Origin of the sequence: Streptomyces sp. NPDC059850 (genome assembly GCF_042731515.1) — a bacterium.
In the GTDB taxonomy this organism is placed as follows: domain Bacteria; phylum Actinomycetota; class Actinomycetes; order Streptomycetales; family Streptomycetaceae; genus Streptomyces.
This window is the reverse complement of the sequence record NZ_JBHWJI010000011.1, coordinates 172,160-199,109: the sequence shown is the minus strand read 5'-3', so window position 1 is coordinate 199,109 and position 26,950 is coordinate 172,160. Positions and strand designations below refer to the sequence as shown.

19 protein-coding genes and 2 pseudogenes are annotated in these 26,950 nt (G+C 72.0%); 13 read left to right on the top strand and 8 right to left on the bottom strand.

Going from position 1 to position 26,950, the window contains the following annotated elements:
• Positions 1–1,106: pseudogene (locus ACFV9T_RS12200) on the top strand (hypothetical protein); the annotation flags it as partial.
• Positions 1,107–1,139: 33 nt separating this feature from the next.
• Here ACFV9T_RS12200 and ACFV9T_RS12195 read toward each other — a convergent pair.
• Positions 1,140–2,459, bottom strand: coding sequence for an ABC transporter substrate-binding protein (locus ACFV9T_RS12195; RefSeq protein WP_385438973.1), 1,320 nt, complete (start codon positions 2,457–2,459; stop codon positions 1,140–1,142).
• Positions 2,460–2,631: 172 nt separating this feature from the next.
• Between ACFV9T_RS12195 and ACFV9T_RS12190 the strand changes: the two genes are divergently transcribed.
• Positions 2,632–3,078, top strand: a complete 447-nt coding sequence (locus tag ACFV9T_RS12190) for a hypothetical protein (RefSeq protein ID WP_385438970.1) — start codon at positions 2,632–2,634, stop codon at positions 3,076–3,078.
• 59 nt (positions 3,079–3,137) lie between these two features.
• Positions 3,138–4,007, top strand: a complete 870-nt coding sequence (purU, locus tag ACFV9T_RS12185) for a formyltetrahydrofolate deformylase (protein ID WP_385438967.1) — start codon at positions 3,138–3,140, stop codon at positions 4,005–4,007.
• A gap of 24 nt (positions 4,008–4,031) precedes the next feature.
• On the opposite strand, the pseudogene ACFV9T_RS12180 reads toward purU, so the two are convergent.
• Together ACFV9T_RS12180 and ACFV9T_RS12175 are read right to left on the bottom strand one after the other, a co-directional pair.
• Positions 4,032–5,488, bottom strand: a pseudogene (locus ACFV9T_RS12180) (zf-HC2 domain-containing protein).
• Positions 5,485–6,072, bottom strand: a complete 588-nt coding sequence (locus ACFV9T_RS12175) for an RNA polymerase sigma factor (RefSeq protein ID WP_385438965.1) — start codon at positions 6,070–6,072, stop codon at positions 5,485–5,487. Before ACFV9T_RS12175 ends, ACFV9T_RS12180 begins: the two are co-directional and overlap by 4 nt.
• Positions 6,073–6,380: 308 nt before the next feature.
• On the opposite strand from ACFV9T_RS12175, the gene ACFV9T_RS12170 reads away from it, so the two are divergent.
• The gene (locus tag ACFV9T_RS12170; RefSeq protein ID WP_385438963.1) at positions 6,381–6,758 is read left to right on the top strand and encodes an STAS domain-containing protein; all 378 of its coding nucleotides are present in this window, start codon (positions 6,381–6,383) and stop codon (positions 6,756–6,758) included.
• A gap of 186 nt (positions 6,759–6,944) precedes the next feature.
• Here the strand turns inward: ACFV9T_RS12170 and ACFV9T_RS12165 are convergent, their stop codons facing one another.
• The 3 genes from ACFV9T_RS12165 to ACFV9T_RS12155 form a co-directional block, all read right to left on the bottom strand.
• A complete protein-coding gene (locus ACFV9T_RS12165; protein ID WP_385439005.1) occupies positions 6,945–8,168 on the bottom strand; it encodes a sensor histidine kinase in 1,224 nt (407 codons plus the stop codon).
• A gap of 17 nt (positions 8,169–8,185) precedes the next feature.
• Entirely contained in the window at positions 8,186–8,854 is a 669-nt protein-coding gene (locus ACFV9T_RS12160; protein ID WP_385439002.1) for a response regulator, read from the bottom strand.
• Between the two features lie 483 nt (positions 8,855–9,337).
• Positions 9,338–10,771 carry a helix-turn-helix domain-containing protein gene (locus ACFV9T_RS12155; protein WP_385439000.1) on the bottom strand — a complete coding sequence of 478 codons (1,434 nt, stop codon included), beginning with the start codon at positions 10,769–10,771 and terminating at the stop codon, positions 9,338–9,340.
• 67 nt (positions 10,772–10,838) lie between these two features.
• On the opposite strand from ACFV9T_RS12155, the gene ACFV9T_RS12150 reads away from it, so the two are divergent.
• The 6 genes from ACFV9T_RS12150 to ACFV9T_RS12125 all read left to right on the top strand — a co-directional run bounded on the left by ACFV9T_RS12150 (position 10,839) and on the right by ACFV9T_RS12125 (position 21,335).
• A complete protein-coding gene (locus ACFV9T_RS12150) occupies positions 10,839–12,191 on the top strand; it encodes an alpha/beta fold hydrolase (RefSeq protein ID WP_385438961.1) in 1,353 nt (450 codons plus the stop codon).
• A 208-nt stretch (positions 12,192–12,399) separates the two neighbouring features.
• Entirely contained in the window at positions 12,400–13,740 is a 1,341-nt protein-coding gene (locus ACFV9T_RS12145; protein ID WP_385438958.1) for a M64 family metallopeptidase, read from the top strand.
• 440 nt (positions 13,741–14,180) lie between these two features.
• The gene (locus ACFV9T_RS12140) at positions 14,181–15,908 is read left to right on the top strand and encodes a serine/threonine-protein kinase (RefSeq protein WP_385438956.1); all 1,728 of its coding nucleotides are present in this window, start codon (positions 14,181–14,183) and stop codon (positions 15,906–15,908) included.
• A gap of 87 nt (positions 15,909–15,995) precedes the next feature.
• Positions 15,996–17,783: a serine/threonine-protein kinase gene (locus ACFV9T_RS12135; protein ID WP_385438954.1), complete on the top strand. Its 1,788-nt coding sequence runs from the start codon at positions 15,996–15,998 to the stop codon at positions 17,781–17,783.
• A gap of 65 nt (positions 17,784–17,848) precedes the next feature.
• On the top strand, positions 17,849–19,498 hold the full coding sequence (locus tag ACFV9T_RS12130; RefSeq protein WP_385438951.1) for a succinic semialdehyde dehydrogenase: 1,650 nt from the start codon (positions 17,849–17,851) through the stop codon (positions 19,496–19,498).
• A 28-nt stretch (positions 19,499–19,526) separates the two neighbouring features.
• On the top strand, positions 19,527–21,335 hold the full coding sequence (locus ACFV9T_RS12125) for a GMC oxidoreductase (protein WP_385438948.1): 1,809 nt from the start codon (positions 19,527–19,529) through the stop codon (positions 21,333–21,335).
• A gap of 137 nt (positions 21,336–21,472) precedes the next feature.
• Here the strand turns inward: ACFV9T_RS12125 and ACFV9T_RS12120 are convergent, their stop codons facing one another.
• Together ACFV9T_RS12120 and ACFV9T_RS12115 are read right to left on the bottom strand one after the other, a co-directional pair.
• Entirely contained in the window at positions 21,473–22,501 is a 1,029-nt protein-coding gene (locus ACFV9T_RS12120) for a PT domain-containing protein (protein WP_385438946.1), read from the bottom strand.
• Between the two features lie 647 nt (positions 22,502–23,148).
• Entirely contained in the window at positions 23,149–23,406 is a 258-nt protein-coding gene (locus ACFV9T_RS12115; RefSeq protein ID WP_385438944.1) for a chorismate mutase, read from the bottom strand.
• Positions 23,407–23,672: 266 nt separating this feature from the next.
• Here ACFV9T_RS12115 and guaA point away from each other — a divergent pair, with 266 nt between their 5' ends.
• The 3 genes from guaA (at position 23,673) to ACFV9T_RS12100 (ending at position 26,868) form a co-directional block, all read left to right on the top strand.
• Positions 23,673–25,259 (top strand): glutamine-hydrolyzing GMP synthase, encoded by a 1,587-nt coding sequence (gene guaA / locus ACFV9T_RS12110; protein WP_385438942.1) that lies wholly within the window; start codon positions 23,673–23,675, stop codon positions 25,257–25,259.
• 128 nt (positions 25,260–25,387) lie between these two features.
• Complete coding sequence (locus tag ACFV9T_RS12105) at positions 25,388–25,990, top strand: Uma2 family endonuclease (RefSeq protein ID WP_385438940.1); 603 nt, start codon at positions 25,388–25,390, stop codon at positions 25,988–25,990.
• Positions 25,991–26,064: 74 nt separating this feature from the next.
• The gene (locus ACFV9T_RS12100) at positions 26,065–26,868 is read left to right on the top strand and encodes a class II aldolase/adducin family protein (RefSeq protein ID WP_385438937.1); all 804 of its coding nucleotides are present in this window, start codon (positions 26,065–26,067) and stop codon (positions 26,866–26,868) included.
• Positions 26,869–26,950: the final 82 nt, after the last annotated feature.

The window sequence follows — 26,950 nt, the reverse complement described above, 5'->3', positions numbered from 1 at the left end:
CGCCGGCGCCCCCCTTCCGCGGCCGGCCGCGGGCGTGCGCCGGGGGCCCCCCCACCCCCCACTCGCCCCGGGGGCCCGCGGGGCGGGGCGCCCCGGGGGGGCCCGGCACCCGGCCCCCCCCCGCCGCCCCGGCGGGGGACACCGAGGAGACGTCCGTCCTCCCGGCACCGATCCCGGCCGCCGCCCCCGCCCCCTCCCGGCGCGGTCGGCAGCAGCAACAGCCGCCGAAGCCCACCGGCTCCCCCTTCGCGATCCGCCCCGGCCGTCCGGGCGACCGGCCGCCGCCCTCCGAGTTCGACGGTCTCTTCCGGGCCGACGGCGACGCCCCCGCAGGCGCCGACTCTCCCGGCGAGACGCAGCAGATGCCGCAGTTCACCGCCCCGGCCCCCGCCACGGCCCCGGCGGACGGCGGCGGGCACGGCGGCCGTGGCAGCCGGGGTGGTGGCCGCCGTCGCCGGATGTCGCCCGCCGTGCTCATCGGCATCGTGGTCGCGGGCTGCGGGATCGCCGGGCTCGCCGCCGGAGCCGCGCTCAGCGCGGGCGGCGACGACGAGAAGAAGGATGACAACGCGACGCTGGGCTCCAGCTCGGAGCCGAACGCCGGGGAGGACGAGTCGAGCGAGCCGGGCGAGTCGTCCAAGTCCGCCGATCCCGCGCAGCCGCAGGCGAAGGCGCTGGACGCGCTGCTCAAGGACAGCAACAACAGCCGCTCGGCGGTGATCAACGCCGTCAACAGCATCAAGACCTGCAAGAACCTGCCCAAGGCGGCATCCGACCTGCGGACGGCCGCCGGGCAGCGCAACGGCCTGGTGACGCGGCTCGGCAAGCTGTCCGTCGACAAGCTGCCGAACCACACCCAGCTGACCGCGTCGCTGACCAAGGCGTGGAAGTCCTCCGCGCAGGCCGACAACCAGTACGCGGCGTGGGCCGATCAGACCCGTGGCAAGAAGGGCTGCCCCAAGGGCCAGGCCCGCCGGACCGGACGGGTCGGCGCGGCCGAGCGGGCGAGCGGCGAGGCGACGGCGGCCAAGCGGAAGGCGGCCGAGCTGTGGAACCCGCTCGCCGGGAAGTACGGCCTCACCAAGCACGAGGCCACTCAGCTGTAGAGGCAGCCCGGCGGTCCCCGGGACGGGGTCAGGTCAGTCCCGGGGGCCGTACCGCTCCAGCGTCTTCGCCACGTTGACGAACCCCTTGCGCACCGCGACCAGCCGCCCGTCGCGCACCACCTGATAGGTGACGTCGGCGTTCACGATCCGCGGATAGTCCCGCACGTTCAGCGGGTCGTTGTAGCCCCAGCGCAGCGGGGGCGTGAGGCCGCCCGTGTCGACCTTGTGGCCGTGGTCCAGGGCATTGCGCAGGGTGCGCGCGCTGATGTCATCGGGGTTCAGGGACATCAGCGCGGAGCGCAGCGCGGTGTAGGCGATCCAGGTGGTCTGGGTGCCCGCGTCGTCAGGGTCGATGCGGTTGTCGTCGAAGGCGTACTTGTTGATGACCTTCTTCATGGGGCCCCAGCGCGGATCGTCCGGCGCCGGGTACCAGCCCGTGGCGTACGTCCCCTCCAGCGGGCTGCTGCTGCCGCCCGTGCTGTCGACCAGGGACTGCCGGACGCTGCCCATGATGGAGGCGATCCGCACCTTCGGGTGGTCCTCCTGGACGCGCCGGAAGGAGTCGAAGAAGGTGCCCGTGCGGTTGCCGAGCGCGGCGGTGACGCAGGCGTTGTCCATCTCGGCGCCCGCGGTGGCGGAGCCCAGGGAGCTGTCGGCGCCGACGTCCGTGAGGGCGGTGGTGGCCTGCGAGCTGTAGTCGCCCGCGTCCTCGGGGGCGCGTATGTCGTGCGCGGGCTGGCGGCCCGCCGCCTTGAGCCCGGCGTCGAGGAGTTCGGGGAGTTCGTCGCCCGCGATGGTGTCGGGGCGGACCAGCGAGACGCGGTCGCAGCGGGAGGCGAGCTGGCGGCCGTTGCCCGCGAGCAGCGTGGCCTGGCCGCCGTTGACCGGGTAGGAGTACGGGCTGTTGAACTCCTCCTGGGTCAGCCCGTAGCCGCCGATGTACGGGATGCCCGCGACCTCCAGCGGGGAGGTGAAGGACCGGCCGTGCTGGCTGTACGAGCCGACGACGGCGACGGCCTTGGCCTTGGCCGCGTCCTGCGCGCAGCGCGCGGCCTGGACCGAGTCGTTGCGCTCGTTGCAGGTGATCACCTTGAGCTTGCGGCCGTGGATGCCGCCGCTGGCGTTGACCCAGCGGGCGTACGCCTGCGCCATGGCGGGCATTCCCGGCATATTGGTCGCTTTGGTGCCCTCGGGGGCCCATGTCATCACGACGATGGGCTTCTTGTCCGGCCCCTTCGCCAATCCTGGCAGCGAGCCGCATCCGGTCAGCGAGGACGCGCCCGCTGCGGTGCACAGTGCGGTGGCGACGGCTGCTCGGAGGGGGCGGGAGGAGGGGCGTCGCCGTCCGGTCATGGTATGCGAGCCTGGTGCTCCGGTCGGAACGCGACCGCTATGCCGGGGAACGCGCGGGTATCGGGAAGGTGAACACACGGGGGGTTATGCGGCCCTCTGTGTGAAGAACGTACGATCGGTGACTGTGCAAGGTTCGGAGAAGTCTTCCCGTCGCGGCCATCGCTCGACCACCATGGGCGGTATGCCTGTCAACGACATGCCGTGGTGGCGCTGGCGTACCAATGTGCGCTCGGGGCTGCACATGCTCTCTGACCCGGTCTTCCAGCAGGAGTGCTGGCTGGCCGGGCGATCCGGATACGGTGACGTCACCGACGCCGTGTACCGACTGGTCGAGGACACCTGGCTGGACAACTGGTCAGCCGAGAAGTACGTCGGGACGATCTTCCGGGACTCCCAGGAGGCGGCGCTCGTCGATGTCGCCGTACTGCGGGTGCTGAGGATCCTCCACCAGGTCGGCGCGGACGCCCAGGTCTCGGCGTACATCGAACATCACGGCTGGCCGGAGGCGGTGCGGGCGGCCCGCGACGCCCATGTCCTGCTGGCCTCCAACGACGGCGAGGACCCGGACGTGCCGCCGCGCACCCTGGAGGTGCTGTCGATCATGACGCAGGTCGCCTAGGTACTCCGGCCTGGGCGGCGGTCCTGAGGAGTGTCGCGGGTGTGCGACGCTATGGAGTCATGAGCCAGTCGCATTCCGTCCCCGACCAGTACATCCTCACGCTGTCCTGCCCTGACAAGCAGGGCATCGTGCACGCCGTGTCGAGTTTCCTCTTCATGACCGGCTGCAACATCGAGGACAGCCAGCAGTTCGGGGACCGGGACACGGGGCTCTTCTTCATGCGCGTGCACTTCCGCGCCGTCTCCCCGGTCAAGGTCGAGGACCTGCGGGCGAGCTTCGCGGCGGTCGGCGACTCCTTCGGGATGGACTGGCAGATCCACCGGGCCGACCAGAAGATGCGCGTCGTGCTGATGGTCAGCAAGTTCGGGCACTGCCTGAACGACCTGCTCTTCCGCTCCCGGATCGGCGCGCTCCCGGTGGAGATCGCGGCGGTGGTCTCCAACCACACCGACTTCGAGGAGCTGGTGGGCTCGTACGGGGTCCCGTTCCGGCACATCCCGGTGACCAGGGACACCAAGGCGCAGGCCGAGGCGGAGCTGCTGAAGCTGGTGCGCGCGGAGAACGTCGAGCTGGTGGTGCTGGCCCGCTATATGCAGGTGCTCTCGGACGACCTGTGCACCCAGCTGTCCGGCCGGATCATCAACATCCACCACTCCTTCCTCCCGAGCTTCAAGGGCGCCAAGCCGTATCACCAGGCCCATGCGCGCGGGGTGAAGCTGATCGGCGCGACGGCGCACTATGTGACGGCCGACCTGGACGAGGGCCCGATCATCGAGCAGGAGGTCGAGCGCGTCGGCCACGACCTGACCCCGGACCAGCTGGTCGCGGTCGGCCGCGACGTCGAGTGCCAGGCGCTGGCGCGGGCGGTGAAGTGGCACAGCGAGCGCCGCGTGCTGCTGAACGGCCACCGGACGGTCGTCTTCGGCTGACGGCGGTACGGGACGGCCGGGCGGCTACATCCGCGACAGCGAGGCCGTCGCGAACAGCACGTCGCGGATCGCCTCCACGTCCCCCAGCTGCCCCACCGCCGCCTCCTGCGGCGGCACATGCCCGGCGGCCAGCTGGTGGAACGTCTCGGGGTCCAGCGCGATCTGGGCCACCGTCTCCTCCCTCGTGCCCACGGCGGCCGGTGAGTCCAGCGCGATGAACCATTCGCCGCCGCCGGGGCCCTCGACCTCCAGATGGAGCGTACGGCCCGGGGCGCCCGCCTCCACCAGGCGGCGCGGCGGGGCGGCGAGCCCGGCCCGGCGCCGCTCGGCCAGCGCGTCGGGCAGCAGCCGGGCGCACAGGTCGATCATGGCCTTGAGGTGGGCGGAGGACGGGAGTTCATACGGGTAGTCGACGGCCTCGGCGATGTCCCCGGCGTGCACCCAGCACTCGAAGGCGCGGTCCAGGAACGCGTCGCGGACCGGCAGGGTGAAGTCCCCGAACGGAACGGCGAGATCCGAGGCCCCGCGCCCGGCGAACGACACCGTACGGACCAGCGCGTGCCCCTGCTCCCGCCACAACTCCCGCAGCAGGGTGGACGGGCCGGTCCCGCCCGCGACGTCGGGCTCCGCGTGCCAGTACGCCTCCGTACGGGCCGAGGGCGTGCCGGGCTCGTACTCGTGCTCGTGCTCTTGCTCGTAGTCTCCGAGCGGGTCGGGCAGTCCGAGGGCGGCGGCGACGGCGCCGTCCACCACCATCAGATGTCCGATCACCCCGGCGACGGTGGTGTTCCGGCCGGTGAGGCGCAGCCCGTCGAACCACTTGAGCCGCACTGGAGCGCGCCATTCGGCCTCGCCCATGTCCCGCAGCAGCGCGTCCAGCCGGGCGGCCTCCGCGTCGTACGCGGCGGCCCAGCCGGGCACCGGTATCCGCGCCGGGCGGCGGCCGAGGCATCCGGCCAGCACCCGGGAGCGGAGCAGCGGGTCGAGGTCGAGGCTGTGCTCGGCGTGCAGCAGCCCCACGGCCTCGCGCAGCCGCAGCGCCTCTTCGGCGCAGGAGGGGCAGTGGTTGAGGTGCGCTTCGACGGCGGCTGTCTCGTCGGGGGAGCAGGCGGTGAGCGCCCAGGCGCCGAGGAGCGACCGCAGACGTCATGCGTGGGCGGCGGAGCGGTGGTGCGCTCCAGCGCGGCGGCGGGCTGCTCGGTGTGGGGTTGGTCGTCCGGTGGATCGGTATCGGGCGGATCGGTATCGGGCGGGTCGGCTGGTTCGGGCAGCGGCATCAGGGGGCCCGGCCAGCCGCTGGCGTCCTCCGCGGCGGATCGCGGCGTCGGGATGCGGGGCGGCCCGGCCGGTTCGGGTGGAATGCCCGAAGTGTCGCCAGGCCCGTCTCTGCCGTCGCCGTGGTCGTCGCCGCGGCCATCACCGCGGCCGTACTCGGGAAAGTCGCCGGGGTCGCACCGCTCCGGGCCGCCCGCGCCGCTCATAGCGCCCGCCCGTAGCCGGGAGGCGCCGTGGTGCGCGGCGGCGGGACGTAGGCCGTGGACAGCAGTTGAAGCCCGAGCCGCAGACGGCGCCTGGCCTCGTCCTCGGTCACGCCGAGTGCGGCGGCCGCCTGGCGGTAGTCGCGGCGGTCGAAGTAGGCCAGTTCCAGGGCGGCGCGCAGCGGGGCGGGCATGGACGTGACGATGTAGTCGGCGCGGGCCGCGACGGAGGCGTCCCGGACGCGCTCCTCGACGGCGACGTCATCGCCCCCGCCTTCGCCTTCGCTGTCGCTGTCTTCGGTGGTCCGCGACCGGAGCCGGTGCACCGCCTGGCGGTGGGCGAGGGTGGCGATCCAGGAGCGCAGGGAGCCCTGTTTGGGGTCGTACGCGTCCGGGTTCTCCCAGACGTAGGCGAAGACCTCGCGGGTGATGCGGTCGGCCGCGTCCTCGTCTTCCAGGACGCGATGGGCGAGATGGTGGATGAGGGAGGCGAAGCGGTCGTACAGCTCGCCGAGTGCGGCGGCTTCCCCGCGCGCCAGCCGCTGCTGCATCCTGCGGTCCCAGCGGGGCGGTGCGTCGTTCGCCATGCGGCCCCCATCCCTGTTCGTCGGCCGGGTCTCCTGGCACTATGCCCACCTTCATATCGAATGTAGTGCCGGGGGCTGACACAACGCGCCTCCATGCGGCAAAGTGCGGCACAACGCGGCTGCGGATGGTATTGGGCCGCTCACGGTGCGCAGAACCGGTGGGACGAAACGCTTCGGCGGGGCATAGGGTCGTTGTACGGCTTGAGACTGGGGGGAGTTTTATGCGGTGCCGGGCGGGCAGCCGCCTTGGAACAGCAAATTCCGGTTAGCTGCGAGCGAAGGGCTTCGAGCGCGTGACGTTGAAGGTGATGGAGGACGGACGGGGGGAGTGGGTCGTCCTGCAGGTCTCCGGCGAGATGGACCTCGTGACCTCGCCCGCAGTCCGGCAGCACGTCCACGACGCGGTCGCCGAGGGCCGCCACTCACTGGTGCTCGACCTCTCCGAGGTCCGGTTCTGCGACTCGAGCGGCGTCGGCGTCCTGATCGCCGCGCGTCGGCTGATGCGGTCGTGCTCGGGCAAGCTCCGGCTGATCCTCCCGCCGCAGGACGCGGCCCACGGTTCGCATGTGCACCGCGTCCTCGCGGCCCTGGGCGTCCGCCGCCTGTTCGACGTCTATCCCAACCTGATGGTGGCGACGGAACCGGACGACGAAGAACGAAACACCGCGAATTCCCTGTCAGCCTAGTCACCGACCCACCTGGCGTCCCGGCCCGTCGGCCGCTCCGGCCCGAAGCCGACCGTTCCATTCCGCCCCGATGTTCGGCTCTTCCAGCCCGGCCGGCGTTTGAGGCCACGCCCGAAGGGCGTCCGGGGTCCGGGGCTTACCCCGGTTCGGGAAGGGGCGGGGTGGGGAACAAAACCCCCGTACCCCCTACGGCAGCGGCGGCACCTCAGGAAAGTCCGCCAGCACCACGAAGCCCCCCTCCTCCGTCGGCTCCGCCGACAGCGTGCCGCCCAGCAGCACCGCCCGCTCCCGCAGCCCCACCAGCCCGTGCCCACCCCCCGGCAGCCCCGGCGCCACAGCGGACGCGTCCGGCGGCCCGTTACGGACCTCCACCCGCAGCCCCCGCCCCTCGGCGGCCGCTTCCGCGATCCGTACCGTCACCCGCGCCCCCGGCGCGTGCTTGCGCACATTGGTCAACGCCTCCTGCACGATGCGGAACGCGGCCCGCTCCACCGCCTCCGGCCGCCCCGCGCGCCGCGCGTCGTCGGCCTCCTCGTACGCCACGTCCAGCGCGCTCAGCTCGATCAGCCGCGGCAGATCCGCCAGCCGGGGCTGCGGGGTGAGCTGTTCCAGATCGCCGCCCGCCGCCCGCAGGATGCCGACCATGTGGCGCAGCTCGTCCAGCGTCCGTACGGACAGCTCGCGGATCGTCCGCGCGCTCTCCCGCGCCTGCTGGTCCTCCGCGCTGATCTGCACCGCCCCGGCCTGCAGGCTGATCAGGCTGACCTGATGGGCGACGACGTCGTGCATCTCGCGGGCGAGCCGCGCGCGTTCGGTGCTCAGCACCTGCTCGGCGATCAGCTCGTCGGCGCGGCGGCGGCTGCGGGTCAGATCGTCCAGCCGGGCGGCGAGTTCGCCCCGGGTGCGCACCAGCAGGCCGAGCGCGATGGGCCCGACGGAGGTGATGGACGCGTCGATGAGCGTGAGCGTGTTCTCGCGGTACGCGGTCGGCTCGAAGTCGGAAACCGGCCACGGGACGAAGTGCGCGGCGGCCAGCAGCAGCGCCGAGACGCCGAGCAGCCGTGGGCCGGGGCGGCGTTCGGCCACCGTATAGAGCGCGATCATCGGCGCGAACCAGATGTAGCCGATGAGGATGCCCGGCAGGGTGACCAGGAAGACCGGCGCCGGGAAGCGGCGGCGCAGCAGCAGGGCGGCCGCCGCGACCAGGGAGACGTTCAGCTCCAGGCCGAGGGTGACGCCGTTGACGAGCAGTGCGTCGGCCACGGCGAGCACGACGGGGACCAGCAGCGGCCCCCACTTCCGCACCCACCCCGGCAGCCTCCGCCGCCCCGACGACGGCGACGCCGACTGCGCCGAGGACTGCGCTGAGGACTGCGCCTCCGATGACGGCGCCGACTTCGGCAGCGACATCGGGGCGGCGGCCGGGGTCACCGCGGGCCGCCCGTCCCCGGGCGGCTGGCGATCAGCCCGGCCCGGTCGGCGACGATGGCGGCCTGCACCCGGTTGAGCCCGCCCAGCTTGCCGAGCACCGCCCGCACATGGTCCTTGACGGTGCTGGGCGCGAGCCCCATCCGTTCGGCTATCTGCGGGTTGGCCAGCCCCTCGCCCAGCAGCGCGAGCACTTCGCGTTCGCGCGGGGTGAGGGCGTCGACGGCGGTGGCGGAGGTCGCCTCGGCCTCGGCGGCGAGATAGCCGCCGATCACCGCCCCGGTGACGCCGGGGTCGAGGACGCTGCCGCCCTGGGCGAGGGTGCGTACCGCGCGGACCAGTTGTTCCGGGTCGGTGTCCTTGAGGAGGAACCCGGCGGCCCCGGCGCGCAGCGCGGCGGTCAGATACTCCTGGGCGTCGAAGGTGGTCAGCATGGCGACGGTGGGGGAGCGGGGCGCGGCCCGCAACTGACCGAGTACGGTGAGCCCGTCGGCGTCGGGCATCCGGATGTCGAGGAGGACCACGTCGGCCTCGCTGTCGAGCACCGTCTCGACCGCCGTTCCGCCGGAACAGTCGGCGACCACGTCGATGTCCGGGGCCGTGCCCAGGATCAGCCTCAGGCCGGACCGTACGAGTGCCTCGTCGTCGACCACCGCAACACGGATCACCGGCAGCTCCCCTCCCTCGGCTGTCATGCGCATTGTCCGCACAGCCTGCCGCATCGGAGCGCCAATATGGAGTGGTCTCCTCCGCCCTGTTGGGGGGATCACCCCTCCGATCGGCGGGGGGCGAGGGAAGACCACGGGCGGATGACCGCACTTTCGCGGCCGGGCACAGTGGATCACATGCCGCACCACTCCGCGGGGTACACCCGACCCCCCGCCCCGACAGCGCGTCGTACGGCCTCTCGGCGCGCCGTAACCGCCGTGGCCGAAAATGGCCGTGGCGTGGGGTGGACAGCGGGGCGCTACGGCGCCGGACAGGCCGCCGCGACCCCCACACGCGGCGGCCTGTTCACCCTTTGACCCGCCCGCCGAGCCGTGTCGACCGGCCCTCGCTGGGGGAGGACCGGCCCATCGGGGCCTGACCACCCCCGAGCTGCCCCGGCCCGGCGGGCGCACCCATCGCCCGTGCCGTACGTCTTCCCGGGATCAGTGCCCGATGGGCGGTTCGGCCGGGGCCGGGCCCAGCGTGGTGGTGCCCGGTGCGGCCCGGTGCCCCAGGCCCGTCCGGTATGCGTCCATCGCGGCCTCCAACCGCCCCTCGCGGCGCAGCAGATCGCCCAGCAACCGGCACAGGTCGGCCAGGTCACCGGCGGCGCCGGTGCGCTCCAGCAGCGACAGCGCCGCGCAGTAGTGCTCCTCCGCCCCCTCCGCGTCGCCGCGCTCGTCGGCTATCAGCCCGAGCAGCCGGTGCGCGCCGCCCGCGTGCACCGCGCCGCGCTCCGCGGTGAGTTGCTCCGCGGTGAGTTCGACGGCATCGGCTCCGGTATCGCCGGATCTCGCCAGCAGCGGCCGCAGCAGCGCCTCCGCCTCGGCGGTACGGCCGCGCCGCCGCAGCACGTCCGCCAGCTCCACCTCCACCTGCACCATGAACAGCGCGGCCCGCTTGGACGCCAGCATGTCGCGGGCGGTGCGCAGTTCGCTCTCCGCGCGCTCCAGGTCGCCGTCCTGCGCGTGGACGTAGCCGCGCATCCAGTGGCAGTGGGCCAGATCGGTGCGCAGCCGCAGCTGTTCGTACAGCTCCTGCGCCTTGGCCAGCGACGCGTCGGCCTCGGCGGTGCGGCCCTCGGCTATCAGGGTGCGGGCCACCCCGCGGTGCATCTGGGCGACCAGTTCCGGGTTGTCCACGCTGGGCGCCAGCGCGAGGGAGAGTTCCGCGGCGCGCACCGCCCGCCCATGCGCCCCCATGTCCATGTACGGGGCGATCGAGGCGGTGTAGAGCAGCAGCAGGGCGTTCGGGTCGTGCATTCCGGACGCGTTCAGCTCGTCGATGGCGCTCTCCAGCAGATAGCAGGAGTAGCGCAGTTCGCCCGCGAGCAGATGGGAGACGGCGCGGCCGCGGAGCGCCGGGACGCGGCGCGGCAGCGGCTCGTCGGCGAGCAGCTTCTCGGCGGCCTCGAAGTGGTCGCGGGCGACGATCAGTTCGCCGGTCTCCATGGCGCAGTCGCCGGACCCCAGCAGGGCCGCGGCCCGCTCCTCGGTGAAGCCGAGCCGGTCGGCCTCGGCGCCGAGCGCCGCGAAGCGGGCGGCCGCGTCCTCGGTGTCGCCGGTGGCCAGCGTGCGCCGGGCGTCGGTGAGCCCGGCGCGCAGCCGGGTGGCGTCCTGCGGCGAACGGCCGGTGGACAGCTCCTCGTAGGTGATGCCGAGCCGGTCGGCGAGGTGGCGCAGGGCGGCCTCGGAGGGGCGGACCTTCCCGGACTCCAGCGTGGAGACATACGCGGCGGTGTACGCCGGTTCGGCCAGCTGCCGCTGGGTGAACCCGCGTTCCGTACGCAGCCTGAGCACCCGGCGCCCGATCTCCGCCGTGCCCTCCGCCCCTGCCGCCCCCGCCGCCCGACCGTCTCCGGCGCTCTTTTCGGCCACCGTGCCCTCTTCTCCCCGGCGGTAACTTAATCGCCGAGCTAAGTCCATTTACGTGAGGATTAAAAAGATGCAGCAGGCGATGGATACAGCACCGGACGGGTCGGACGCCACGGCGACCGTCCATCAGCCGGGACTGCGTCTCACCGACCATCATTTCGACGTACCGCTTGACCATAAGGCTCCGGAAGGCGAACGGATCCGGCTTTACGGCCGAGAGGTGGTCGCCGCGGGCACCTCGGACGCCCAGCGCGAGCGGCTGCCGTGGCTGCTCTACCTCCAGGGCGGCCCCGGTTTCGGCGCCGACCGCCCGGTGGGCCGCTCCGGCTGGCTCGACCGCGCGCTCGACGAGTACCGGGTGCTCCTCCTCGACCAGCGCGGCACCGGCCGCTCCACGCCCGCCACCCGCCAGACCCTGCCGTCGCGCGGCACCCCCGAGCAGCAGGCCGACTACCTGGCCCACTTCCGCGCCGACTCCATCGTCCGCGACTGCGAGCTGATCCGGACCCGGCTGACCGGCGGCCGCCCCTGGACCGTCCTCGGCCAGAGCTTCGGTGGCTTCTGCGCGGTCAGCTACCTCTCGTACGCGCCCGAAGGGCTCGACACCGTGCTGATCACCGGCGGGCTGCCCGGGCTCACCGCCGACGCGGACGCGGTGTACCGGGCCGCCTATCCGCGGATGGAGCGCAAGACCCTCGCCCACTACGACCGTTACCCCGGCGACGCCGACACCGTCCGCCGCGTCGTCCGCCATCTCGCCGCGCACGACGAGGTGCTGCCGGAGGGCACCCGGCTGACCCCGGAGGCGTTCCAGCAGCTCGGCATCCTGCTCGGCACCGGCGACGGATCGCACCGCCTCCACTACCTCCTGGAGGGCGCCTTCGTGGAGACCGCCGCCGGACCGCGCCTGGCCGACGCGTTCGCCGAGCAGGTCGCCGCCGTGCTCTCCCGCGCCGGAAGCCCCCTGTACACCCTGCTCCACGAGTCCGTCTACGCCCAGGGCGGCAGTGCCACCGCCTGGTCCGCGCACCGCGTACGGGACGAATTCCCGCGCTTCGACGCCGTACGGGCGGTCGCCGAGGACGCTCCCGTCCTGCTCACGGCGGAGACCGTCCACCCCTGGATGCTGGACACCCACGCCGCGCTGCGCCCGCTGCGCCGCACCGCCGAGCTGCTGGCGACGCGTACCGGCTGGGGCCCGCTGTACGACCCGGAACGGCTCGCCCGCAACACCGTCCCGGTGGCCGCCGCGATCTACCACGACGATCTGTACGTGGACACCGCGCACTCGCTGGCCACCGCCCGCGCGATCCGGGGCCTGCGGACCTGGGTGACGGACGAGTTCGAGCACGACGGAGTGCGGGCCGGAGGCCGCCGGGTGCTGGACCGGCTGCTGGCGCTGGCGCGGGACGAAGCGTCCTGACGGTGTGACGGTGAGTCACCCATCGGGGGATGCGGGCGGGGTGCGGGTGGGTCGCCGCCGGGGGGACGAGCCAGGACATAGGGCCTGATGGTCGATTTCTTTAGCGAATCCCCTAGTTCCCATTGCTCGGGCCATTCTTTGGCCCTAGGTTGAGCGGCGAATTAATCGTGTTTAACAGGCCGCTTACGGAGCACACTCGGGAGCCCCCGTGCGCAGAGGGATATGGCGAGGCCGCCACACCCCCTTACGCTCCGCTGTCGTCGCCGGAGGCCTGGCGCTGACGGCGGCGGTCGCCGCGACCCTGAGCCCCGCCGCGCCATCCGCGACCGCCGCCGGGTCGGCGGGGCGCACCCATGAGGTGGAGTACTTCACCGGCCCCGGCGCCCACCCCCGGCACACCGAGGTCCCGGCCGCCACCCCCGCCCGGCTCACCCGGGGCGACCGCGCGCTCTCCCGCGCCGAAACCGCCGCCGACGGCGATGTCGCGTCCGTCATCGACAACGGCGCCCCGGCCGACAAGGTCGACGTCGTCTTCGTCGGCGACGGTTACACCGCCGCCCAGCAGGACGACTTCCACGCCGACGTGCGCTCCAAGTGGGCGCAGATCTCCGCCGTCGAGCCGTACGCCGCCTACCGGAGCCTCTTCAACGTCTGGTCCGTGGACGCCGTCTCCAACCAGTCCGGCGTCTCCGGCGACCCGTCCAAGGGCGTCGTCAAGGACACCGCCCTCGACTCGTACTTCTGGTGCGACGGCACCGAACGGCTGCTGTGCGTCGACACCGGCAAGGTCGAGTCGTACGCGGCGAAGGCGCCCGAAGCCGACCTGGTGATCGTGCTGTCCAACTCCGCCAAGTACGGCGGCGCGGGCTACGCGATCAGCTCGGGCGTCGGCTACGACGGCATCGCCACCGCCTCCTCCGACCACCCCGACTCCGACCAGGTCGCCGTCCACGAGACCGGCCACTCGGTCGGTGACCTCGCCGACGAGTACGTCTACGCCACGAACGGCACCTACACCGGCGCCGAGCCCCGCGAGTCCAACGCCACCAAGCTGAGCGCCGCCCAGCTCACCGCGGAGAAGCGGAAGTGGTACCGCTGGATCGGCCAGACCTCACCGGACGGCGGCAAGGTCGGCGCGTACGAGGGCGGCCGCTACTACCCCAAGGGCCTCAACCGCCCCACCGAGAACTCGATCATGCGCACCCTCGGCCGTGAGTACAGCCTGCCCGGGCGCGAAGCGATGATCGCGGGCTTCTACCGCCACGCCAGCGTGCTCAGCAGCCGCACCGGCGCCGCTGCCGCCCGGGCGGCGAGCCTCACGGTGAGCGTCCCGAAGTCCGCCTCGCTCAGCTGGTACGTGGACGGCACCGAAGTCACCGCGGCGCGCGGCGAGAAGACCGTCACCCCCGCGTCCCTCGGCGTCCCGTCCGACGGTCGGCCGCACACCGTCATGGCCAAGGCCGCGGACACCTCCCGCGCGGTGAAGGACCCCGCGCTGCGCAAGCTGCTGACCGACTCCCGCACCTGGAAGGTCCCGCCCACCAGCTGACGCGCACCCAGCCGCCGCCGCATGGACGGCCGCCCCTGAACCGCCGCCCCGTGGACCCCCGCCGCGGGGCGGCCCCTTTTTTTGGGCTCGGTTCGCCTCCGGGGCGCAAAAGCCCCTGTCGACGGTCGACCGTGCTCGGCCCCTCGTTCCTCGGGGCCTGCGCGCGCTCTCCCTTTCGACAGCGGCGCGCCCCTTCGGCTCACTCGCCGAGCGGGGGCACCCGAGGGCCGAACGCATCCAAGGCTGGTCGATGCGGGGCGGCCGCGGTCCGCCCCTGTAACATCGGCACGCTCTACGATCCCCGACGCGGCCCGTCCGCTCAATCGCCCCCAAGGGCGAGCGCGCAGGCGCGCGTTCCACCGGCGCGCGGCTCATCCCACAAGGCGCCGGTGCCGCCTACCGGACGAAAGGCCGCCGAACCCGTGAGGCAAGATGAGCCCATGGGTAACTCCGGGGGAAACACCGGCCTGCTGGCCGGGCGTTATCGGCTGGGCTCGCGGCTCGGCCGCGGCGGCATGGGCACGGTCTGGCGGGCCGTCGACGAATTGCTGGGCCGCGATGTCGCGGTCAAGGAACTCCACGTGGACGAGGGCTACGGGCCCGACAACCGGCTGCGCGGCGAACGCGCGCTGCGCGAAGCCCGTACGGTCGCCCAGATCAAGCACCCCAATGTGATCGTCCTGCACGACGTGGTCGAGCAGGACGGCCATCCGTGGATCGTGATGGAGCTGGTCGACGGCGCCTCGCTCGCCGACCGGATGGGCGCGCGCGGCCCGCTCGGGGCGCACGAGGCGGGCCGGGTGGCGGCGGCGCTGCTGGACGCGCTGCGGGTGGCGCACGCGCGCGGGGTGCTGCACCGGGACATCAAACCGGCCAACGTCCTGATCGAGTCGGGCACCGAGCGCGTCGTGCTGACGGACTTCGGCATCGCGCAGGTCGACGGCGCGACGACGCTCACCGAGACCGGCGCGTTCGTGGGCTCCCCGGAGTACACGGCGCCGGAGCGGATGACGGGGCGCCGTACCGGGCCCGAGTCGGACCTGTGGTCGCTCGGCGTGCTGCTGTGCACGCTGGTGAGCGGCGAGTCGCCGTTCCACCGGGACTCCATGGCGGGGGTGCTGCACGCCGTCGTCTACGACGACGTCCACGTACCGGAGGCCGCCGGTCCGCTGCGGCCGCTCGTCGAGGGGCTGTTGCGGCGCGACGTCGAGACGCGGCTGACGGCGGACGAGGCGGCGCGGATGCTGCGTACGTACCTGGGCTCGGGGGACACCTCCGGGTTCTCCGTACGGCGCACCCCGACGCAGCCCGGCACGCCGCTCGCGTCGTCGGCGGCCACCCCGGCCACGCCGGTCGCTCCTACGGTCCCCGCGTCCGGGTCCGGGTCCGGGTCCGCGTCCGCGTCGGGGAGGCGTTCCCCCAAGCGCCGTACGGTCTGGATGGCCGTCGCGGCGGTCGTCGCCCTCGCCGGGCTGGGCGCGGGCACGATGGCGCTGCTGGACGACGGCGGCAAGGACACGACGGCCCGTGGCGGCGCGGGCCAGGTCGCGGAGAAGGACGGCGGCGAGGACGCGCGCCCGGACGGCGACGCGGAACCGACCGGGACCGCTTCCCCGAACCCGAAGGACTCCCCGGACCCGAAGGCGTCCCCGGACGCCGCGAACCCGAAGGCGTCCACGACCCCCGAGGCGTCCGCGCCCTCCGGCCCGGGCGGGGTGCCCGAGGGGTTCGAGCGGGTCCACGACCCCTCCGGGTTCTCGCTCGCCGTACCGAAGGGCTTCGCCCGCGAGGCCAAGGGGCCCCGGGTGTACTACAACTCGCCCGGCCTGGAGTTCCGCATCGGCATCCACGCCCAGGAGCCGGACCCGAGGGGTCCGCTCGCGGTGAGCCGGGCGGCGAACGCCAAGGGGCCGAGCGACTACGAGGGCTACCGCAACGGCCAGGTCATCCGGACCACGCAGAACGGCCACCCGGCGGCGCTGTGGGCGTTCGTCTGGAACGGTTCGGCCGACGACGGCGGCTCCCGGCAGACCTTCGACCTGAGCTGGAACGAGGGCGGCAAGATGTACGACCTGTGGCTTTCCGCCCCGGTCGGGAAGAAGTCCGAAGGGAAACGTTACTTCGATACGGCGGTCGCCACGTTCAAACGGACCGGCGCAACGCGCTGACCTCCTCGCAACGGCTTTGTCACGAGCCGTCCCCGGGGCCCGTCGGCGGGTGGCGGTGTTCACCGCCGACCGGGTAATGATTTGCGCATGACGAACGACGGGGGACGACGGGCGAACGAGCCCACCAGCTACGACCTGCGGCCGCCGCAGCAGGCGACGCCACAGCAGGCGGCTCCGCAGGCGACGCCGCAGGTGGCTCCGCCCGCGCAGCCGCCGCGACAGGCGACGGGGCCCGGTGCGTACGAACCCACGCAGGCATCCGGGCAGCGCCCCGCCGCCGACGCACCGAACGACCCGCGCGCGGGCCACGGCGCACAAGGCGGCCCTGCCACAGACGGCTCCGACACCGGGCGGCTCATCGGCGGCCGCTACCGCCTCCTCGGCCGCCTCGGCCACGGCGGCATGGGCACCGTATGGACGGCGCACGACCAGATCGTGGACCGGGAGGTGGCGGTCAAGGAGCCGCGCGTTCCGGCCCATCTGCCGGACCGCGAGCGGCAGACCGTCTACCAGCGGATGGAGCGCGAGGCGCGCGCCGCCGCCCGGATCGACCACCCCTCCGTGGTCACCGTCCACGACGTCGTCGTGGAGGACGGCCGCCCCTGGATCGTCATGGAGCTGGTGCACGGCGCCTCGCTGGCCGACCGGCTGGCCGAGGGCACGCTCGACCCGCGCGAGGCGGCCCGGATCGGGCTCGCCGTGCTGGGCGCGCTGTCGGCCGCGCACGAGGCGGGCGTACTGCACCGCGACGTCAAGCCGGACAACGTGCTGCTCGGCCGGGGCGACCGGGTCGTCCTCACCGACTTCGGCATCGCGCACATCGAGGGCGAACAGGGCCTGACCGAGACCGGCGGCTTCGTCGGCTCGCCCGAATTCATCTCGCCGGAGCGGGTGCTGGGCCAGCGGCCGGGCCCGGCGTCGGACCTGTGGTCGCTGGGCGTCGTGCTGTACGCGGCGGTCGAGGGCATGTCCCCGTTCCGCCGCTCGCACACCCCCGCGACCCTCCAGGCCGTGCTGTCGGCCGAACCGCAGCGGCCGGCGCGGGGCCCGGACGCGCTCGGCTCCATCACCATGCGACTGCTGCTCAAGGACCCGGCCCTGCGCCCCTCGGCGGCCGAGACGCGCGAGGCGCTGGAGTCGGTCGTACGGCCGGTGCCGACGCCTCCCGCGATGCCCATGCCCACGGCGGGCGGCTACGGCCCTCCGCAGGCGCAGGGCGGCGCGGTGCACAGCGGCAACCGCTTCGTCCCGCCGATCCTCCACAAGAACCGCCCGGCGCAGTTCGGCCTCGGCGCCACCCTCGTCGTGATCGCCGCCGTATGCGTGCTGGTCTTCGTCAAGCCGTTCGCGAGCGAGGACCCGCTGCCGTCCGGCTGGACGGTCCGCGAGGAGCGCGATGTGGTGGCCGCCTCGCTGGCGGTGCCGAGCGCGTACAAGCGGGTGCAGGACGACAGCGACGAGAGCGAGCCGAGCGTCACCTTCGGCGACCCCAGCGGCGTCTACACCATCACCCTCACCAAGCTGGTCTCCGACCCGGAGCGGAAGATCACCGACACCACCGGTCTGGCAGGGGAGGTCGCCGCGTACTACAAGAGCGGCGCCCTGTCGACGATGGAGGAGGTGCGCGGCGAGAAGCCGACGAAGACGACGCAGCAGGGCGAACCGGCGAAGGACCTGAGCACCACCTACTACAAGCCCGGCACCAGCAGCGACGAGAACCGCATCCTCTATCTGAAGCGCGATCACCTCTTCGTCAGCGACGATCACATCGCCTGGCAGCTGACCGTGACGATGCCCGCCCGGGGCGACGCCCGGGGGACCGGCGACACGCTGTACGAGGACGTCGTGAAGAACCTCAAGATCGAGGGCATCTGAGCGGCATCCACAAATAGTTACCGCCGGGTACCCAAACCGCCCGGCCGGGGCCTACGCTCGCCCCCATGACCGACTCGCAGGACAGCGCACAGGACCGGGACAGCGCACAGGACCAGGCCATGGCGGCCCCCGCAGACGGAAACCCGGTGGCCGCCAAGGGAAACCGGACCGCCGCCGACGTCGTCACCCCCGAGCTGGTCGCCCGGCTCGCCCGGTCCATCGTGGGCAGCGGCAGCACCGTCAACCACACCCCGTTCACCGGGGAGGTCCTGGCCTCCGGGTTGCCCGAGTCCACGCCCGAGGACGTCGCCACCGCCTACGAGCAGGCCCGCGCGGCCCAGCGCGCCTGGGCCGCGACCCCCGTGCGCACCCGCGCCGCCGTCTTCCTGCGCTTCCACGACCTCATCCTGCGCCGCCAGTCGGAGGTCCTGGACCTCATCCAGCTGGAGACCGGCAAGACCCGGCTGCACGCCCACGAGGAGATCCAGGGCGTCGTCCTGGCCGCCCGCCACTACGGCCGCAAGGCGCATGCCTATCTGCGTCCCAAGTCGCATGTGGGCGTCGTGCCGACGCTCACCAAGGTCACCGAACTGCGCCAGCCGCGCGGCGTCATCGGCCAGATCGTGCCGTGGAACTACCCGCTGGAGCTGTCGGTCGGGGACGCGATACCCGCCTTCGTCGCGGGCAACGCGGTCGTCATGAAGCCGGACACCGAGACCGTGCTGACCGCCCTGTGGGCGCGCGAACTGATGCTGGAGGCCGGAATGCCGCCCGGCGTGTGGCAGATCGTCGTCGGGGACGGCCCGGTGGTCGGCCCGGCCGTCGTCGAGCACGCCGACTACGTCTCGTTCACCGGCTCCACCCGCACCGGCCGGGGCGTGGCCCAGGCCGCCGCCGCCCGCCTGGTGGGCTGCTCGCTCGAACTCGGCGGCAAGAACGCCATGCTGGTGCTGCGCGACGCCGACCTCGACCGGGCCGCCGAAGGCGCCGTCCGCGCGTGCTTCGCCTCCGCCGGGCAGCTGTGCATCTCCATCGAGCGGCTGTACGTCCACGAGTCGGTCGCTGATGACTTCATCGAGCGGTTCGCGGCCCGTACGAAGGCCATGCGGCTCGGCTTGGCCCTCGCCTACGGCGCCGAGATGGGCTCCCTCGTCTCCGACCGCCAGCTGGAGACCGTCACCCGCCATGTGGAGGAGGCCGTCTCCAAGGGCGCCACAGTCGTCGCGGGCGGCCGCCCCCGCCCGGACATCGGCCCGTACTTCTACGAGCCGACGATCCTGGACGGCGTCGAGGCGCCGATGGCGGTGTGCACCGAGGAGACCTTCGGCCCGGTCGTCTCCATCTACCGCTTCTCCGACGAGGACGAGGCGGTCGAGCGCGCCAACGCCACCCCGTACGGCCTCAACGCCAGCGTCTGGTCCAAGGACGCCCGGCGCGGCCGCGCGGTCGCCGCCCGGCTGCGCGCGGGCACCGTCAACGTCAACGAGGCGTACGCCGCCGCGTACGGCAGCGTCGCGTCCCCGATGGGCGGCATGGGCGACTCCGGTCTCGGGCGCCGCCACGGCTCGGAGGGCATCCTCAAGTACACCGAGGCGCAGACGGTCGCCCAGCAGCGGCTGATGCCGCTCGGCCCGTCCTTCGGCCTGACGGACGAGAAGTACGCGGAGTTCATGAGCCGCAGCCTGCGCGCGATGAAGGCCCTGCGGCTGCGCTGACCGGTACGCATCGAACGGGAGGTACCCGGTGTCAGGGGACAAGCGGGACAAACACGCCGACACGACCGGTGATTGTGCTGACGACACGTACGACTACGACGTCATCGTCATCGGATCGGGCTTCGGAGGAGCCGTCTCGGCCCTCCGGCTGACCGAGAAGGGATACCGGGTCGGCATCCTGGAGGCGGGCCGCCGCTTCACGCCCGAGACCCTGCCCAAGAACTCCTGGGACCTCCGCAACTACCTCTGGGCCCCGGCCCTCGGCCTCTTCGGCATCCAGCGCATCCATCTCCTCGGCAAGGTGATGGTGCTGGCGGGCGCCGGGGTCGGGGGCGGTTCGCTCAACTACGCCAACACGCTGTACGTGCCGCCCGAGCCGTTCTTCCGGGACCCGCAGTGGGGCCGCATCACCGACTGGCAGGACGAGCTGGAGCCGTACTACGACCAGGCGAGGCGGATGCTCGGCGCCCGGCTCAACCGGACGATGACCCCCTCCGACGTCCACCTCAAGGCGGCCGCCGAGAAGATGGGCGTGGGCGACACGTTCCACATGGCGCCCGTCGGCGTCTTCTTCGGGGACGGCGAGGACGCGGACGGATCGGCGAAGGCCGCGCCGGGGCAGGAGGCCCCCGACCCGTACTTCGGCGGCGCGGGCCCGGCCCGCCGGGCGTGCACCCAGTGCGGCGAGTGCATGACCGGATGCCGCCGGGGTGCCAAGAACACCCTCAACGAGAACTACCTCTACCTCGCCGAGCGGGCCGGTGCCGTCGTCCACCCCATGACCACCGTGGTCGCCCTGCGCGACGCCGGTGGTCATGGGACGGACGGCGGCTACGACGTCGCCACCGTCCCCACCGCGAACCGCCGCAGGGGCAAGCGCGAGCCGAAGACGCTGCGCGCGCGGTACGTCGTCCTCGCCGCCGGTACGTACGGCACCCAGACCCTGCTGCACACGATGCGCGACCGGGGCCTGCTGCCCCGCCTGTCGGACCGGCTCGGGATGCTGACCCGCACCAACTCCGAGGCCCTGGTCGGCGCCCAGACCACCGACCGCCGCTACCGCGCCCGCAGCGGGCAGCGGCCCGACTTCAGCCGGGGCGTCGCGATCACCTCGTCCGTCCACCCGGACGCCAACACCCACATCGAGCCCGTCCGCTACGGCAAGGGCTCCAACGCGATGGGCATGATGTCCATCCTGCAGATCCCGGACGGCCGTGGCCCGCGCTGGCTGCGCTTCCTCAGCGCGACCCTCCGCCACCCGACGCTGGCCGCCCGCTCCCTGTCCAACCGGCGCTGGTCGGAACGCACCATCATCGGCCTGGTCATGCAGACCCACGACAACTCGCTGACCACGTACCGCAAGCCGAAGGGCCCCGGCAAGGGCCTGCTGACCGCCCGCCAGGGCCACGGCACGCCCAACCCGGACCACATCCCCGAGGGCGCGGCGGCGGCGCGCCACATCGCCGAGTCGATCAACGGCTTCCCGGGCAGCAACGTCGGCGAGCTGATGGGCACCCCGCTGACCGCCCACTTCCTGGGCGGCTGCCCGATCGGGGCGTCGGCGGAGGAGGGCGTTATCGACCCGTACCACCGGCTGTACGGACACCCGGGGATCAGCGTGGTGGACGGCGCGGCGGTCTCGGCCAACCTGGGCGTGAACCCGTCCCTGACGATCACGGCCCAGGCGGAACGAGCGATGTCCCTGTGGCCCAACAAAAACGAGCAAGACCCTCGCCCCACCCAGAACGAACCGTACGCCCGCGTAACCCCCGTGCCCCCAACAACCCCAACAGTCCCCGCGACGGCCTACGCCGCCCTGCGGCTACCGCCGCACTGATACCCCCCGTTGTGGGCAATCGTTCCGCTGGGCGGAACGGGTGGGCACAACCCACCCACCGGCCCGCACCCGCCCCCGAAACCCCAGGGGGCAACGCCGTGGGGCCACCCACCGAGGGGTGACCCCACGACCTACGCTCAAGCGGAACGGCGCCGCCGAACAACAAACACGGCCCCGCCACCAACAGCCATGGCCACCCCACCGATAAGCCCAATCATCGGCAGCGCGGAAGACGACCCCGTAGACGCAAGCTGCCCAGTCACCGGCAACTTGCTCAGCTCCGTGCCCCCCGTGGGCGAGGGCCGGTTGCCCTTACCCCCCGGCTTACCCTCCGCCTCGTCGACCGGCCCCGGCTTGCTGCCCGCGACCAGGACCTCGAACTCGTAGTCCATGACCTCGGAGTACCCGCAGACGTTGTCCTCGTCGTGGTACGCACCGGCCGCGAGCCCGACCCCGTAGCTACCGGGAGTCTTGGCGTCGGCCTTCAACCGCAGCTTGGCGTCCGCGTACTCACCCGGCTTCAGCTCGCCGATCGTGCCGAAGTACTCCAGCTCGTTGCTGATGGTCTTCCAGCTGCCGCTGTCCTCGTCGTAGAACTGCACGGTGATCAGCTTCGAGACGTCTTCCAGATCGTCCTTGTCGACGGCGGCGAACTCCACATACGCGTCGACCGACTTCATCGCCTTGTCGGAGGTGTTGGTCGTCCGGAAGGTGAACGGCACCCAGCCGGAACCGGCCACGATCTTGGTGGGCAGCCCGCGCAGCTCGGTGGTGACGGATTCCTCCAGGGACGACTCCTCGCACGTCTCCGGGTCGGTCGGCCCCGCCGTGGGCGTAGCCGTGGGCGTTCCCGTCGGCTCGTCGGTGGGCTCGTCTGTCGGCTCGTCCGTGGGCTCATCGGTCGGCTCATCCGTGGGCTCGTCCGTGGGCTCATCGGTCGGCTCGTCCGTCGGCTCATCACTGGGCTCACCACTCGGCCCACCCGGCGGCTCCTCCGACGGCGGTATCGACGGCTCCTCGGTCGGGGTGCCGTCATCCGGCGCGGTGGCTGACGGGCTGGGCGTCGGCGGGTCGTCGTCGGCGAACGCGGCAGGCGCGGCGAGCAACGCGGCGGGAGCGATGGCGGCCGTAGCAACGGCGGCCACCAGTGTGCGGCGAATCTTCATGAAGACCTCTTCTGGAAGGCCGTCGCGGTGGGGCGCGGAGTGGCCGTGCGTTCGGTTTGCACGTACATGACCAACCCGCTGGCCGAAAGGTTGCCTTCACAGTTGCTCACAGAATGGTCACAGAACCCGCAAGAGCCTCAGCGGGCATGGCCCGGAACGGGCGTAGGGCCCCGGGACGTCCGACGAGGCGGGCGTCCCGGGGCCCTAGGCGGTCAGCACCGGCGTCAGGGCAGCGCCGGTGCTGAAGGGGCGGCGCCGGGGGGTTGCGCCGCGGGCTCGGGGTGAGCGAACAAAAGAAAAACGAAAGAAAAGTATGGGGGAGGAGGAAGGTGCGTCAGGGGCGTACGCCCGCGCGGCCGGACTCGTGATCAGGCCGTGGTCGGACCAATGACGGGTGCTGACCCGGGGTGTTTTCCCTCACTGCATCGTGGTGGATGCATCGCTCCGGGCGCAACCGTTTCGACTGGATACGGTCGGTCCCAGGCGTCCCCGGGACCGACCGCCCTGTGGATGGTGACCGGGCTGCTGTCCCCTGCCGACCGGTCACCTCGCCGACGCGGCACCGGGCTCAACGAGCCCGTTCGCGAGCCGGTCACGCGCCGTACGGGTGACGGGGAGCCGGGGCGCCCGCGTCACGCGCGCCCCCGTCAGGCCCGCCCCCGGCACAGCTCCAGCAGCGTCATGGCGAGGGTCGTACCGGGCTTGCCGAGCGACTGGCGGTAGCGGTCGAGGATCTCCATCTCGCGGGAGAGGTGCACCCGCCGCCCGCCCGCCGCGATCCGCGCCTCCTGGATGGAGGCCGAGACCGCCATCCGTTCCCGGACGAGGTCGAGGATCCGTCCGTCGAGGGCGTCGATCCGCTCGCGCGCGGAACCGATCACATCTGAAGTCGTGCTCGTGCTCATATCCGTATCTCCTGGTCTCTCATCGATCAGAGGAGCCCGGAACCGGCTGAGACCCGAAGCCAAACGCACCAGCGCCCCGGGCCTTGTACCGGCCCGGGGCGCCTGGGAAGTCGCTTGTCAGTAGTTCAAGCAGCACGACCATGGCAGCCGGACGGGCCGGTGCCATAGATAAAGACGAAGGTCATGCGCGTGGACATGAGGCCGATTATGGGCTGGTTAGAATCGAAAGTCCAACCCTCCAGTTCCACCGCCGGAAGGCCGCCGAAGTGCCATCAGCGTCCCCTGCTGCCGCCCCCGACACCGTCCTGGTCGTCGACTTCGGCGCGCAGTACGCACAGCTCATCGCCCGACGAGTCCGTGAGGCCCGGGTCTACAGCGAGATCGTCCCGTCCACCATGCCGGTGGCCGAGATGCTCGCCAAGAACCCGAAGGCGATCATCCTCTCCGGCGGGCCGTCGTCGGTCTACGCCGAGGGAGCGCCCCGGCTCGACCGGGCGATCTTCGAGGCCGGGATCCCCGTCTTCGGCATGTGCTACGGCTTCCAGCTGATGGCCGTGACGCTCGGCGGCACCGTCGACAACAACGGTGCGCGCGAGTACGGCCGTACCGACCTGAGCGTGACCAAGCAGGGCTCGACGCTCTTCGCGGGCACCCCCGAGCAGCAGCAGGTGTGGATGTCGCACGGCGACGCCTGCTCGGCCGCGCCCGAGGGCTTCACCGTCACCGCGTCCACCGACCAGGTGCCGGTCGCGGCGTTCGAATGCGACGAGCGCAAGCTGTACGGCGTACAGCACCACCCCGAGGTGATGCACTCCACCCACGGCCAGCAGGTCCTGGAGCACTTCCTGTACCGGGGCGCGGGCCTGTCGCCCACCTGGACCACCTCCAATGTGGTCGAGGAGTCCGTGGCGGCCATCCGCGAGCAGGTCGGCACCAAGCGCGCGATCTGCGGGCTGTCGGGCGGAGTGGACTCCGCCGTCGCCGCCGCCCTCGTCCAGAAGGCCATCGGCGACCAGCTCACCTGCGTGTACGTCGACCACGGGCTGATGCGCAAGGGCGAGTCCGAGCAGGTCGAGAAGGACTTCGTGGCCGCCACCGGCGTCCAGCTGAAGGTCGTCGAGGCCGAGCAGCGCTTCCTCGACGCGCTCGCCGGGGTGTCCGACCCCGAGGAGAAGCGGAAGATCATCGGCCGGGAGTTCATCCGGGTCTTCGAGCAGGCCCAGGCCGAGCTGGTGGCCGAGGCGGGCGCGGCCGGTGAGGCCGTGGAGTTCCTGGTCCAGGGCACCCTCTACCCGGACGTGGTGGAGTCCGGCGGCGGCACCGGCACCGCCAACATCAAGTCCCACCACAACGTGGGCGGGCTCCCCGACGACATCGAGTTCCAGCTGGTCGAGCCGCTGCGGCGGCTCTTCAAGGACGAGGTACGCAACGTCGGCCAGGAGCTGGGCCTCCCGGAGGACATCGTCCACCGCCAGCCCTTCCCGGGCCCGGGCCTCGGCATCCGCATCATCGGCGAGGTCACCAAGGACCGCCTGGACCTGCTCCGCGAGGCCGACGCGATCGCCCGCGAGGAGCTGACCGCCGCCGGTCTGGACCGCGAGATCTGGCAGTGCCCGGTGGTCCTGCTCGCCGACGTCCGCTCGGTCGGCGTCCAGGGCGACGGCCGCACCTACGGCCACCCCATCGTGCTGCGCCCGGTGTCCTCCGAGGACGCCATGACGGCCGACTGGTCGCGCCTGCCGTACGACGTGCTGTCGCGGATCTCGACCCGGATCACCAACGAGGTGGACGAGGTCAACCGGGTGGTCCTGGACATCACCAGCAAGCCGCCCGGCACCATCGAATGGGAGTGACCGCCCACTCCTGATCATCATCTGATCGTCAACACCGACGCCGTCGCTCATACGTTTGGGTGGCGGCGTCGCTGTTTGTGCTGGGTACTCTGACCGGAGAGGCGAGACTCCGTCCCATGGGAGCAATCATGAGCGCCGCACGCGAGTACGAGCTGGACGAGCAGTACGAGTGGGCCCGCCCGCCGCAGGGCGGCTGGACGGCGGACGATCTCGACCGGCTTCCGAATCTTCCTCCGCACACGGAGCTGATCGACGGGAGTCTCGTCCTCGTGAGTCCGCAGGCCGCGTTCCACGCACGTGTCATGAAACTGCTTGAGTTCGCCTTGGAGACCCAGGCGCCGGACGAGTCAGAGGTCCTGCGGGAGATGACCGTCCGGATCGATGACAAGAACCGGGTCGAGCCGGATGTCCTGGTGACGCGGGCGTATGAGTTTCTCGACGCGCACCAGACCTGGTACGGCCCTCAGCAAGTCCTGCTGGCCGTGGAGGTCGTGTCGCCGGATTCCAGGGAGCGTGACCGTGACGTCAAGCCGCGCAAATACGCTCGTGCGGGTGTACCGCATTTCTGGCGGGTGGAGGAGGAGGGCGGCCTCCCCGTGGTCTACGTCTACGAGCTGGACCCCGCTCTGGATGCGTACCAAACCACCGGCATCTACCACAGCAAGCTCATTCTGAGCGTCCCGTTCCCCATCGACATCGACCTCACCGGGATCAACCCCCGTAGGCCCTGACACTGGCCTCCTGTCATACCCAGAGGTAGCTTCCGCCTCGGAGCCTTGAAGGCCCCGAGGAGGGAGCTGCCGAGATGACGATGCCGATACCGCGGCCGAACCCCGAGCCCATACCGGCCGACCAGCTGCACATCACCATGCCGCCCACCCACGCCTCCCCGGCCGACGAGCGGCGGTACCGCAAGGAGCGGCTGGCGGCGGCGCTGCGCGTCTTCGGGCGGTACGGGTACGAGGAGGGCGTCGCGGGGCACATAACCGTGCGCGACCCGGAACTCACCGACCATTTCTGGGTGAACCCGTTCGGAATGCCCTTCGCCCACATCACCGTGAGCGACCTGATCCTCGTCAACGAGGCGGGCCAGGTGGTCCAGGGGCGCTACCACGTCAACCAGGCGGCCTTCGTCGTTCACTCGTCCGTGCATCGGGCCCGGCCGGATGTGGTGGCCGTCGCCCACACCCGTTCCGTGCACGGCCGGGCCCTGTCCGCGCTCGGCGAGCTGCTGGAGCCGATCACCCAGGACGTGTGCGCCTTCTTCGAGGACCACGGGCTCTACGACAGCAGCACGGGCGTCGTCGTGGACGAGGGGGAGGGCCGCAGGATCGCGGCGGCGCTCGGCGCGTACAAGGCCCTCATCCTGCGCAATCGCGGTCTGCTGACGGTCGGGGACTCGGTCGACGCGGCCGCCTGGTGGTTCATCGCGATGGAGCGCGCGTGCCAGGCGCAGCTGGCGGCGAAGGCGGCGGGCAAGCCGGTTCCCGTCGATCACGAGAGCGCCGCGCGGATCCGTGAGCAGCTAGGAAGCGATCTTGTGGCGTGGATCAACTATCAACCTCTGTACCTGCAGATCACCCGCGGTGAGCCGGACCTGCTCAACTGAGACCCCTCGCGGTGCGGCACAATCCTCCCTCTATACCTGTCAGTTGGACGTACAGAACGAGTGAACGACGGAGCGGTGAGAC

What these genes read in the sequence shown, in the direction of transcription:
- ACFV9T_RS12195 (WP_385438973.1), bottom strand. Translation starts at nt 2,459, where the DNA reads ATGACCGGACGGCGACGCCCCTCCTCCCGCCCCCTCCGAGCAGCCGTC.
- ACFV9T_RS12190 (WP_385438970.1), top strand. Translation starts at nt 2,632, where the DNA reads ATGGGCGGTATGCCTGTCAACGACATGCCGTGGTGGCGCTGGCGTACC.
- purU (WP_385438967.1), top strand. Translation starts at nt 3,138, where the DNA reads ATGAGCCAGTCGCATTCCGTCCCCGACCAGTACATCCTCACGCTGTCC.
- ACFV9T_RS12175 (WP_385438965.1), bottom strand. Translation starts at nt 6,072, where the DNA reads ATGGCGAACGACGCACCGCCCCGCTGGGACCGCAGGATGCAGCAGCGG.
- ACFV9T_RS12170 (WP_385438963.1), top strand. Translation starts at nt 6,381, where the DNA reads ATGGAGGACGGACGGGGGGAGTGGGTCGTCCTGCAGGTCTCCGGCGAG.
- ACFV9T_RS12165 (WP_385439005.1), bottom strand. Translation starts at nt 8,168, where the DNA reads ATGTCGCTGCCGAAGTCGGCGCCGTCATCGGAGGCGCAGTCCTCAGCG.
- ACFV9T_RS12150 (WP_385438961.1), top strand. Translation starts at nt 10,839, where the DNA reads ATGCAGCAGGCGATGGATACAGCACCGGACGGGTCGGACGCCACGGCG.
- ACFV9T_RS12140 (WP_385438956.1), top strand. Translation starts at nt 14,181, where the DNA reads ATGGGTAACTCCGGGGGAAACACCGGCCTGCTGGCCGGGCGTTATCGG.
- ACFV9T_RS12135 (WP_385438954.1), top strand. Translation starts at nt 15,996, where the DNA reads ATGACGAACGACGGGGGACGACGGGCGAACGAGCCCACCAGCTACGAC.
- ACFV9T_RS12130 (WP_385438951.1), top strand. Translation starts at nt 17,849, where the DNA reads ATGACCGACTCGCAGGACAGCGCACAGGACCGGGACAGCGCACAGGAC.
- ACFV9T_RS12120 (WP_385438946.1), bottom strand. Translation starts at nt 22,501, where the DNA reads ATGAAGATTCGCCGCACACTGGTGGCCGCCGTTGCTACGGCCGCCATC.
- ACFV9T_RS12115 (WP_385438944.1), bottom strand. Translation starts at nt 23,406, where the DNA reads ATGAGCACGAGCACGACTTCAGATGTGATCGGTTCCGCGCGCGAGCGG.
- ACFV9T_RS12105 (WP_385438940.1), top strand. Translation starts at nt 25,388, where the DNA reads ATGAGCGCCGCACGCGAGTACGAGCTGGACGAGCAGTACGAGTGGGCC.
- ACFV9T_RS12100 (WP_385438937.1), top strand. Translation starts at nt 26,065, where the DNA reads ATGACGATGCCGATACCGCGGCCGAACCCCGAGCCCATACCGGCCGAC.